Origin of the sequence: Acinetobacter bouvetii DSM 14964 = CIP 107468 (assembly GCF_000368865.1) — a bacterium.
Classification (GTDB): Bacteria; Pseudomonadota; Gammaproteobacteria; order Pseudomonadales; family Moraxellaceae; genus Acinetobacter; species Acinetobacter bouvetii.
This window is the reverse complement of the sequence record NZ_KB849725.1, coordinates 559,480-570,041: the sequence shown is the minus strand read 5'-3', so window position 1 is coordinate 570,041 and position 10,562 is coordinate 559,480. Positions and strand designations below refer to the sequence as shown.

Genomic DNA, 10,562 nt, shown 5'->3' with positions numbered 1-10,562 from the left:
CGGATTGTCCCAGAAGAAAAAATGCCTCGCCAAATTCCAATTGGCCAGAAGTTGCTAAAAGCTGAAGATGCCGCAAAATCAGGCCACAGTTAAAAGCCCTTTGATGATGAAGGGCTTTTAACACAGCAGACATAAAAAAAGCACTGCGGATGCAGTGCTTTTTTACGTCTATAGGCGCTTACTTTTTCTTTTTAGGTCCAAGCAGCATCCCCATTTGACGGCCTTCCATTTTCGGTGTCTGTTCAACAACACCGTATTCAGCCACGTCCGCTTCAATTTTTTGCAATTGAGCCAAACCTAACTGCTGGTGAGCCATCTCACGGCCGCGGAAACGAAGCGTGATTTTAACTTTGTTGCCTTCTTCAAGGAACTTGATGATGGCGCGGAGTTTTACGTTGTAATCACCGACATCAGTACCAGGGCGCAGCTTGATTTCCTTCACCTGTACTTGATGCTGTTTTTTCTTCGCTTCTTTCTGCTTTTGCTTCAGATCAAACAAATGCTTGTTGAAGTCCATAATCTTACAAACTGGCGGCTCAGCGTTTGCTACGATCTCTACAAGATCAAGCTCTACGCTTTCTGCTGCACGTAAGGCATCAGCCAAGCTTACGATGCCTTTTTGCTCGCCATTTTCGTCTACAAGACGGACTTCTTTTGCACGAATTTCATCATTCAAGGCAGGACGGTTTGATTTGTTACCGCCCTGTTGATTACGGTCAGGCTGTTTAATCGCTGTTACTCCACAATGTACCGGCCGCGTTCGGCAACGGCTGCTTTTACCAAGTCAACGAAAGCATCGATTGACATAGTACCCAAATTTTTTCCAGAGCGGGTACGGACATTCACAGTACCTTCCTCTACTTCACGGTCTCCAAGTACCAGTAAGTAAGGAATACGCTCTAATGTGCGTTCACGAATCTTAAAGCCGATTTTCTCATTTCTCAAGTCTGAAATCGCGCGGATACCGCTTTCTTTAAGTTTAGCGACCACTGACTCGCATGCTTCCGCCTGCGAATCGGTAATATTCATCACACATGCTTGAACAGGAGACAGCCAAGGCGGCATGAAACCCGCATAGTGTTCAATTAGTATACCAATAAAACGCTCAAAGCTGCCAAGTATTGCGCGATGAAGCATTACAGGCTGATCGCGGTCATTGTCTTCAGTCACATAAGATGCGTCTAGACGTTCTGGCAAATTGAAGTCGCACTGGATTGTACCACATTGCCATACACGGCCTAAGCAGTCTTTCAAAGAGAATTCAATTTTCGGACCGTAGAACGCGCCTTCACCCGGCTGCAGCTCCCACTCCAAGCCCGCTGCATCCAAAGCGTCTGCTAAAGATTTTTCCGCCATATCCCAAAGCTTGTCATCACCTACACGCTTTTCTGGACGTGTCGACAATTTCATCTGCACTTCTTCAAAGCCGAAATCTTTATAAACATCTAAAGTCAGTTTGATGAAATCTGCAACTTCAGTGCCAATTTGCTCTTTAGTACAGAAGATATGCGCATCATCCTGAGTAAAGCCGCGGACACGCATAATGCCATGCAGTGAACCTGATGGTTCGTTACGGTGGCATGAGCCGAATTCCGCCAAACGGATTGGCAAGTCGCGGTATGATTTCAAGCCTTGGTTGAACACTTGCACGTGACAAGGACAGTTCATCGGCTTGATTGCATAGTTGCGGCTTTCTGAATGCGTTGTGAACATGCCATCGGCATAGTTGGCAGCATGGCCTGATTTTTCCCAAAGGGTGAAATCGACCACTTGCGGTGTGCGGATTTCAAGGTATCCATTGTCCTGCTGCACTTTACGCATGTACTGTTCAAGCACTTGGTAAATGGTCCAGCCATTTGGATGCCAGAACACCATGCCCGGCGCTTCTTCCTGCATATGGAACAAATCAAGCGCTTTACCAATTCTGCGGTGGTCGCGTTTTTCAGCTTCTTCAATACGTTTGATGTATGCAGCAAGCTGTTTTTTGTCGGCCCACGCTGTACCGTAAATACGCTGCAGCTGTTCGTTTTTCGCATCACCGCGCCAGTAAGCGCCTGACATTTTAGTCAGTTTGAATGCTTTTAAGAATTTAGTATTGGGTACGTGCGGACCGCGGCACATATCCAAGTAGTCTTGATGGTAGTACAAGCCCATTTCTGTTTCGTCAGGCATGTCTTCAATCAGACGTAATTTATAGTCTTCGCCACGTGCAGTGAATTCTTTAATCACTTCATCACGCGGTGTCATTTTTTTGATGACGTCATAATCTTGATCGATGAGCTTTTTCATGCGCTCTTCGATAGCCGCCATATCTTCTGGTGTAAATGGTTTTTCACTGAAGATGTCGTAATAGAAGCCATCTTCGATGACTGGACCAATTACCATTTTTGCTTGTGGGAACAATTGCTTAACTGCATGACCTACAAGATGAGCGCAAGAGTGGCGAATGATGTGAACACCATCATCGTCTTTAGGCGTAATAATTTGCAGGGTTGCGTCTGCTGTAATTAAGTCAGATGCGTCAACCAATTGACCGTTTACACGACCAGCAACTGTATTTTTTGCAAGACCAGGACCGATGCTTTGAGCAACTTCCATCACAGATACGGCGTGATCAAATTCTTTTTGATCGCCATTTGGCAAAGTGATAATTGGCATAAAAAATCCTTAAGGAGTGATGCCCCGTACAATAGAGCATATCACCGCGAGATTATGATCGAGGGAAACCCTCAAAAGATAAAAACGGTGGATAAAAATAAAAATCGCTTAGAATTTTACACTGCTTAGCTGGATGGATAAACCTTTTTGGCTGAAAAAAGATGCCGAGCGTAAAGTTGACGGCTATTTGCACAAAATAAGCCATAATTTGGTAAAAATTCGCCAAGAATAATTTCATTGCCTTATTGGTTGGCGCTTAGCATGGCAAACACTTTCCCAGCAGCAAGGCGGTTATCTTCAATGAACTGCTTGAAAAATCCCAAGCTGCCAGCTCCTGACACAGCAGCTCGCTATCAGCGCTCAATATCATTTTTAGATCACCTTAAGTTATAGATTGTCTATCCCGTTTTAATAACGTCGTTCTTTTAAGACAATGCTGCTTCACCTATTCACCGTACAAAGCATGTGAAAAATATTCAAATCGCTGCGGGTGCCGCATCAGCGCTTATCATGAGGTTGGAAAAACAGCCTCTTTCAGTTGTCTGAAAAGCCGTTTTTTCGATCTAATTTATTTATATCCGAAAATCAAATTTTAGAACTGCAGGGTTCACATTCAATATTTGTAACTTTTTAAATTTCAATATTTTCAGTATGTTACAAATTTAGTGCAAATACTCGACTAAAGCATTAATGCAAGTTAGCCCGAGACTGCATATTGTTGAGAAAATGACAAAAAGCAATACAGACAGGGAGTTTCTGAGATGGTTAGTGCATATGATGAATTGCCACGGACACCGGCCAATTTTGTTGCCTTATCGCCGCTGCGCTATTTAGAGCGCGCGGCTTATATTTATCCGCACCAAGATGCCATTATCCATGGTTCGCGTCATATCAGCTGGCGGGAAACCTATCAGCGCTGCTGTCAATTTGCGCATCAGCTGCAGCAGCTGGGCATTGGTAAAAATGATACGGTATCGGTGCTTTTGCCGAATACGCCAGCCATGATTGAAGCGCACTTTGCCGTGCCCATGGCGGGCGCTGTACTGAACACCATCAATACGCGCTTAGATGCAAAAACGATTGCATTTATGCTCGAACATGCGGAAACCAAAGTCTTATTGGTCGACCCTGAATTTGCAGCCGTTGCTCAAGAGGCGCTGGCTTCAGTCAAGCAGGATATTTTTGTCATCGATGTCGATGACGCCGAATACCAAGACAGCAGTCCTGCGCCAATCGGCAAAATCGAATATGAAACCTGGCTGGCAGACGGCAATCCGCATTTTGAATGGCACCTGCCTCAAGATGAATGGGATGCCATCAGCCTAAACTACACATCGGGCACGACAGGCAACCCGAAAGGCGTGGTCTATCATCACCGCGGCGCCTACATTAATGCCGCAAGCAACATCATTGCCTGCGGCATGACGCCGCGTGCAACGTATCTATGGACGCTGCCGCTGTTTCATTGCAACGGCTGGTGCTTTGCATGGACCATGGCAGCCAATGGCGGCACCAATATCTGCCTGCGCAAAGTCGATCCTGAACTGATTTATAAACTGATTGCCGAACACAAAGTGGATTACTTCTGCGGCGCGCCGATTGTATTGTCGATGCTGATCAATACGCCTGAAGAGAAAAAAGTCAAAATTGACCACCGCGTAGAAGTGATGGTGGCAGGCGCCGCGCCTCCAGCCGCGATTATTGAAGGCATGCGCAACATTGGCATTAATGTGACTCATGTCTACGGCTTAACGGAAACCTATGGCCCTTCTGCGCTGTGCGCTTCGCAGGCAGGCTGGTCTGACCTGTCTATCCAAGAGCAGGCACAGCTGCATTCACGCCAAGGCGTGCCATATCCGCTGCAGGACGGCATGAAGGTCATTGATCCTGAAACCATGCTGCCTGTACCGCATGACGGCAAAACCATGGGGGAAATTATGTTCCGCGGCAATATTGTCATGAAAGGCTATCTGAAAAACCCAGAGGCCACTGCAGAAGCCTTTGCCGGCGGCTGGTTCCATACAGGCGATTTGGCTGTTTGCCAGCCGGACGGCTATGCCAAAATTACTGACCGCTCTAAAGATGTGATTATTTCCGGCGGTGAAAATATTTCGTCCCTTGAAGTTGAAGAAGTGCTGTATCAGCATCCTGCAGTATTAACCGCAGCAGTGGTGGCTAAGCCCGATCCGCGCTGGCAGGAAGTGCCATGCGCCTTTATCGAGCTGAAGGCTGGCAAAGAGGCGACACCGGAAGAAATCATTGAATTCTGCAAACAGCATTTAGCCCGTTTTAAAGTCCCCAAAGATGTCATCATTACTGAAATTCCCAAAACATCGACGGGCAAACTGCAGAAATTCATTTTGCGCGACTGGGCCAAAGAGCGCGCAACAGGCGAGTTTAGCTAAACTGCCCTCTGCTCCGGCACTTGCGCAAAAAACAAAGGCAAGACAATAAAAAAACGGCTCTTAGAAGCCGTTTTTTTATTGTCTTGCTATAAGCAATCAATTATCTGAAATCAATGCCACTTGCTGTAAATAGTTAAACATATTCAACTTAGATGCCTTCACCGCTTCTTCTGGCGCTTGATTTTTAAGATCACGGTGCACACGGAGATAATGCTGACGCAAAGTATGGCGTTCAGTCGCATTATAGGTTTTGGTAAATTCATTAATCGCAGGGTCGCCATCTTTAATAATGCGCTCGACCCAGCGCTGCAGCTGTGCTGTTTTTTTCAGCCCTTGTTTTGGGGTTAAATATGACAAAATGACCGTTTCATTTTCATTACGCAACAGTTTACCAATACGTAAAAATTGACGGCGGCGCGCTTCATGTGAGCTAATCTGCTGCACATCAAGCAGCGCTTCAATTAAACGCTCTTCAACAGGCAAATTTTTAATTTGTTTCGCGCTTAGCTCAGCCAGCTGTGAACCCAAAGCAGCCATACGCTGAACAGCCTTTTTCTGTTCGGTTTTACTTGCACGTCCTTCTAAAGAATCAAAATCTTCATCAGTTAAGCTCTTCGATCGACTTGCCACGATTAATCTGCCTCGTAAAATTTCGCTGCGAACAGTGCCTGAACCTCAGATAAAGCTTTTTCTTCATCTGCGCCGTCAATCACTATCCGTAAAGTTGTGCCCTTGCCTGCACCAAGCATAAGCAGGGACATAATATTTTTTGCATCTACCAATTTATCACCTTTGCCGATCTGAATCGATGAGCTGAATTTGGTGGTGACTTCAATCAGTTTGCCAGACGCACGCGCATGTAAACCTAGTTTATTAATTACGTCAACAGTTGTGTCTATCATGACCAGTGCTTCATTTCTCTATGTAAGACCTGAATAGACCATTTTGCCTCAAGGGCTTTTTTTAGTCTATCCACAATATAAACAGAACGATGCTGGCCGCCCGTGCATCCAATGGAGACCGTCATATAATGGCGGTGACCCTCCGAAAATGCCGGCAGCCATTTGTCCAAAAAGTGATAAATGTCCTGAAACATTTCTTCAGTTTGCGGACTCTGTTCTAAAAATTTCTGTACAGGCTCATCCAGGCCTGAATATTTTCTTAATTCTAAATCCCAATGCGGGTTCGGCAGATGGCGCACATCAAAGACGTAATCTGCATCCAGCGGTATGCCATGCTTAAAGCCGAAAGACTGCAAAATTAAAATCAGATTGTCGGCCTGCCCCAGCTTCGTCAGCAGGACATGCTTTAAATCATGCACGCTTTTATCGGTGGTATCAATATGCACGGTCGAGCGCAGCTGAATCGGCAGCAGCAGCGATTTTTCTTCCTGTATGCATTCATTCAGGCTTTTAAAGCGGCTGGATAATGGATGCGGGCGGCGCGAAGCGCTGAAACGTGAAATCAGCTCCTGATCCCGCGTGGTTAGGTAAATAATATCGACTGAACCATGGCGCTGCAGCTCATGGAAGACCTGATCAAACTCCTGCAGGTCAGCCCGCGTGCTGCGTACATCCACCCCTAAGGCCAGCTGTTCAAGGTTATTTTCCTTGTCCAGCTTTTCCACAATTTCCGGCAGCAGCGCCAAAGGCAAATTATCTATACAGTAATAGCCAAGATCTTCAAGCACCTGCAATGCAGAGCTTTTTCCAGAACCAGATTGACCTGTAACAATTAAAATGCGTTTCATTGCATGACTGCCCTTTTATAGCGCTAAGACGCAGTATATTTTACCTGCAGGTTGTCGATGAGGCGGGTTGCACCTAATTTTGCTGCCACAAACAGCACAAGATCTTCATTAAATTGTTCAATTTTTTGAAGTTCTGTGGTGCGGGCTTCTACATAGTCCACAACAAAACCTGCGCCTGTCAATGCCGATTTCATATCTTCTAACACTTTAGGCAACGCATCCCCAGACAGCAGCGCCTGTTCCGCAGCCTTCAAAGTTTTATAGATCGCCGGCGCAGCGGCGCGGTTTTCCGCGCTTAAATAGCCATTGCGCGAACTGAGCGCCAAACCGTCTTCCGCTCGGGTGATCGGCACGCCAATCACTTCCAGCGGAATATTCAAATCACGGACAAACTGCCGGATGACCGCCAGCTGCTGATAATCTTTTTGGCCAAAGAAGGCATAGTTCGGCTGCACAATATTAAACAGTTTGGTCACCACCACAGCAACGCCGTCAAAATGGCCGGGGCGCTGCAAACCGCATAAATCATTCGTGATATCGCTGACTGAAATATTGGTCAAGCGCGGTTTGCTGCCATACATTTGTTCAACGGTTGGCGCAAATACAATGTCACAGCCAACGTCTGCCAATAACCGCTGATCCTGCTCTAAAGTCCTCGGATAATTATCAAAATCTTCGTTTGGGCCAAATTGAATTGGATTGACAAAAATGCTGACCACAACAATATCGCAAAGCTTGCGCGCTTCACGCACGAGGTTTAAGTGGCCTTCATGCAAATTGCCCATCGTTGGAACAAAACCAATAATTTTCCGGGCTGCGCGCGCTGGATTCAATGACGCAGCTAAACCTTGAATCGTTGTTTCAGTTTTCATATCTCAGAGCTCAATTTGAAAAGTGTGTTCTACGGCAGGAAATGATCCATCCTGCACTGCGGCGTGATAGGCTTTAAAAGCATCTAAAATTGCAGTCTCACCCGCCTGTTCTTTCATAAAATTGCGGACAAATTTAGCCACATGGCTAAAGTTCAGCCCCAGCATGTCCTGCACCACCAGCACTTGGCCATCCGTTTCTGCTCCAGCGCCGATGCCGATCACCGGCGTATTCGGGAACAAATTGCTGATCTCTTTGCCAACCTGCGCTGGAACACATTCCAGCAGCAGTACGGCAGCTCCGGCATCAACGACCGCTTTACAGTCTGCAATCAGCTGATCGGCTGCGGCCCGGGTGCGCGCCTGCACTTTATAGCCGCCAAAGACATGCACTGACTGCGGTGTTAAGCCTAAATGCACACAGACAGGAATGCCATTCCGGGTCAGCACCTGCACAGTTTCAGCCAGCCATTCCCCGCCTTCCAGCTTCACCATATGCGCGCCCGCCTGCATGATGGTTTTAGAGCTGCTCAATGCATCATTCAGGGTGGCATAACTCATAAACGGCAAATCCGTTAAAATGAACGCATGCGAGTTGCCGCGGCGCACTGCGGCAGTATGATATGCCATATCGCTGACATTCACAGGCAGTGTCGAATCACAGCCTTGAATGGTCATGCCTAAAGAATCGCCAACCAAAATGGTATCAATCTCAGCGACTTCCATGGCTTTCGCCATGCTTGCATCATAGCAAGTCAGGCAGGAGAATTTGCGGCCTTCCGCTTTAAATTTTCTTAAGTCACTTAGACTAATCATCTAGAGGTTCCTCTGATGGCCCTATCTCAGGGCCATTAAACATTTAAATCTTTGCCCAATTTCCAGCATCCAGCACATCTAGCGCCGGGTGCTCTAAAATCGGCAAATCTTTTAATAATTGTCCTTTCAGCTGCAATCCTGCATCCAAGTCCAACAGTGGGATCAAAACAAAATCACGCTCCATGACGCCTGCATGCGGCACAGTCAGGCGTTCATTTTGAATCTGCTCCTGTCCATAAATCAGCAAATCTAAATCCAGTGTGCGCTCTCCCCAATGGCGAAGGCGTACACGCCCAGACTCCTGTTCGAAGCGCTGCAGCTCATCAAGCAGGGCCAATGGAGCTAAATCAGTTGTCAGCTGCACCACGGCATTTAAGTAATTCGGCTGATCCTGCGGCCCCATCGGCGGGCTTTGATACAGTTTAGAGGTTTTCACAGCGCCTAAGGCGGCCAGCTTATGGACGGCTTCAGCCATAATTTGCAATGAATCACCTAAATTGCTGCCTAAGCCAATATAAGTCACTATGCTCATTGAGTCGGCCCAAAAACCACTTGGCTTAAATCACGCTGTACACGCTTACGCTTTAAGATCGGGTGATCTGCGCTAATGCCTTCCGCAACCTCTGCAGCTGGCTGGCGGCGTGAATCTGAGGCTGATTTGGCTTTTCTGGCGCGGCGGCTGCGCGGCTCAGGCTCATTGACCAAAGGCTCAATCTCAGCCTGCTGAATAGATGCAGTTTTGATTTCTTCTGCAGGCGCCCGGGACACTTTGCGGCGGCTCTTAGCGCGCTGACGGTTATAATCCGCTATCGCACGCTCGCGCTCATCCACAGACAAGGTTTGATAGTTTTCCCACCAAATCCCCATGCCCTGCGTATTGTTATCACCAGATTTTTCACGCAGCAATAAAAAGTCAAAGCCGGCGCGGAAACGCGCATGGCTGGACAAAGCTTCAATTTGCTGCGGCTTAGGGTTCAGCAAACGGGTTTGCATTTCCCAGACTTCACGGATAAATGTTTCGGCAAAACGCGGAATGATCGTGCGTGTCGCTTGACGCTTCAACACATCTAAACCCGCTTGCGCGCGGGCTTCTGCAGCAACAACGCCTTTGCTTAAGTAGAAGTCACAGCGTTCAAGGAAAGGCTTCCACAGCAGCACCGCATAGAAAAATGCGGGATTGATGGTTTTACCAATCGAAATCCGCTGATCGGTATTTTTGGCAGCCCGTTCAATAAACGGCGTAATTTCCGGTTTAATTTCCGCAAACAGCTGGCGCCAAATGCCAAAATCAATCAGCATCGGCATCACCCGGTTTAAATGCCCCATGGTGAACAGTTTTTGCGATTCATCATATAAACGGTGCGGAGACACATCACGCAGCAATTGAGTAATTTCTGGGGTAAAAATATCCAGAATTTTTTCATCAATGCTGAAATTCAGCTTAGCCGCAAAGCGCAGCGTCCGCAGCATGCGCACAGGATCTTCCTCAAAACGCTGCAGCGGATCGCCCAGCAAACGCAAGGTTTTGTGCTTGATGTCGTCAACCGCATTGCAGAAATCCAGCACTTCATTTTTACGCGGCTGGTAATACAAAGCATTGATCGAAAAATCACGGCGGGCAAAATCCTGCTCGATGGTGCCCCAGTTGTTGTCCCGCAAAATCATGCCGGCAGCGGAAGTCACTTCTTTTTTAGGCGGCGCACGGAAGGTTGCCACTTCAATCAGTTCACGGCCAGAATAGACATGAGCAAGCTCAAAACGGCGGCCGATGATGCGGCAGCGACGTCCGAAAACTTCTTTCACCTGAGATGGAGTAGCATTGGTGACAGCATCATAATCCTTCGGATTTAGCCCCAACATTAAGTCGCGTACACCGCCGCCGACGATATAAGCTTCATAGCCTGCCTTAGTTAAGGCATCAATCACATCCAATATGGAAGAAGGTAATTGTGCAGTTGATAAACCGCATTTTGACGCGCGCAAAGTTTGCAAAAGACGCTGTCTCCTACGTCTGAACGTAATATCTTAAGATGTCGCTAATCATATCTCTAACACAATCAAAGG

At 47.2% G+C, this 10,562-nt stretch carries 10 protein-coding genes; 1 reads left to right on the top strand and 9 read right to left on the bottom strand.

The window, feature by feature from the left end:
• Positions 1 to 178 precede the first annotated feature (178 nt).
• Positions 179 to 730 (bottom strand): translation initiation factor IF-3, encoded by a 552-nt coding sequence (gene infC, locus F941_RS02735; RefSeq protein WP_081400540.1) that lies wholly within the window; start codon positions 728 to 730, stop codon positions 179 to 181.
• Positions 731 to 735: 5 nt separating this feature from the next.
• A complete protein-coding gene (gene thrS / locus F941_RS02730; protein ID WP_005007523.1) occupies positions 736 to 2,658 on the bottom strand; it encodes a threonine--tRNA ligase in 1,923 nt (640 codons plus the stop codon).
• Positions 2,659 to 3,419: 761 nt separating this feature from the next.
• Between thrS and F941_RS02725 the strand changes: the two genes are divergently transcribed.
• Complete coding sequence (locus F941_RS02725; protein WP_005007521.1) at positions 3,420 to 5,063, top strand: acyl-CoA synthetase; 1,644 nt, start codon at positions 3,420 to 3,422, stop codon at positions 5,061 to 5,063.
• 96 nt (positions 5,064 to 5,159) lie between these two features.
• On the opposite strand, the gene yjgA is transcribed toward F941_RS02725, so the two are convergent.
• Genes yjgA through pcnB form a run of 7 tightly spaced genes read right to left on the bottom strand, consistent with a single transcriptional unit; the run spans position 5,160 to position 10,490 of the window.
• A complete protein-coding gene (gene yjgA / locus F941_RS02720; protein ID WP_005007519.1) occupies positions 5,160 to 5,693 on the bottom strand; it encodes a ribosome biogenesis factor YjgA in 534 nt (177 codons plus the stop codon).
• Positions 5,694 to 5,695: 2 nt separating this feature from the next.
• Positions 5,696 to 5,965 (bottom strand): HPr family phosphocarrier protein, encoded by a 270-nt coding sequence (locus F941_RS02715; RefSeq protein WP_005007517.1) that lies wholly within the window; start codon positions 5,963 to 5,965, stop codon positions 5,696 to 5,698.
• A complete protein-coding gene (gene rapZ, locus F941_RS02710; RefSeq protein WP_005007515.1) occupies positions 5,962 to 6,813 on the bottom strand; it encodes an RNase adapter RapZ in 852 nt (283 codons plus the stop codon). Before rapZ ends, F941_RS02715 begins: the two co-directional genes overlap by 4 nt.
• Before the next feature lie 23 nt (positions 6,814 to 6,836).
• Complete coding sequence (gene panC, locus F941_RS02705; protein ID WP_005007511.1) at positions 6,837 to 7,685, bottom strand: pantoate--beta-alanine ligase; 849 nt, start codon at positions 7,683 to 7,685, stop codon at positions 6,837 to 6,839.
• A gap of 3 nt (positions 7,686 to 7,688) precedes the next feature.
• Complete coding sequence (panB, locus tag F941_RS02700; RefSeq protein ID WP_005007510.1) at positions 7,689 to 8,498, bottom strand: 3-methyl-2-oxobutanoate hydroxymethyltransferase; 810 nt, start codon at positions 8,496 to 8,498, stop codon at positions 7,689 to 7,691.
• Positions 8,499 to 8,541: 43 nt separating this feature from the next.
• The gene (folK, locus tag F941_RS02695; RefSeq protein WP_005007509.1) at positions 8,542 to 9,030 is read right to left on the bottom strand and encodes a 2-amino-4-hydroxy-6-hydroxymethyldihydropteridine diphosphokinase; all 489 of its coding nucleotides are present in this window, start codon (positions 9,028 to 9,030) and stop codon (positions 8,542 to 8,544) included.
• Positions 9,027 to 10,490, bottom strand: a complete 1,464-nt coding sequence (gene pcnB / locus F941_RS02690) for a polynucleotide adenylyltransferase PcnB (RefSeq protein ID WP_005007508.1) — start codon at positions 10,488 to 10,490, stop codon at positions 9,027 to 9,029. The genes folK and pcnB overlap by 4 nt, the downstream gene beginning before the upstream one ends.
• Positions 10,491 to 10,562: the final 72 nt, after the last annotated feature.

Excerpts from the sequence above, each read along its gene's own strand:
- thrS (WP_005007523.1), bottom strand. The coding sequence starts at position 2,658 with ATGCCAATTATCACTTTGCCAAATGGCGATCAAAAAGAATTTGATCAC.
- F941_RS02725 (WP_005007521.1), top strand. The coding sequence starts at position 3,420 with ATGGTTAGTGCATATGATGAATTGCCACGGACACCGGCCAATTTTGTT.
- F941_RS02715 (WP_005007517.1), bottom strand. The coding sequence starts at position 5,965 with ATGATAGACACAACTGTTGACGTAATTAATAAACTAGGTTTACATGCG.
- rapZ (WP_005007515.1), bottom strand. The coding sequence starts at position 6,813 with ATGAAACGCATTTTAATTGTTACAGGTCAATCTGGTTCTGGAAAAAGC.
- panC (WP_005007511.1), bottom strand. The coding sequence starts at position 7,685 with ATGAAAACTGAAACAACGATTCAAGGTTTAGCTGCGTCATTGAATCCA.
- panB (WP_005007510.1), bottom strand. The coding sequence starts at position 8,498 with ATGATTAGTCTAAGTGACTTAAGAAAATTTAAAGCGGAAGGCCGCAAA.
- folK (WP_005007509.1), bottom strand. The coding sequence starts at position 9,030 with ATGAGCATAGTGACTTATATTGGCTTAGGCAGCAATTTAGGTGATTCA.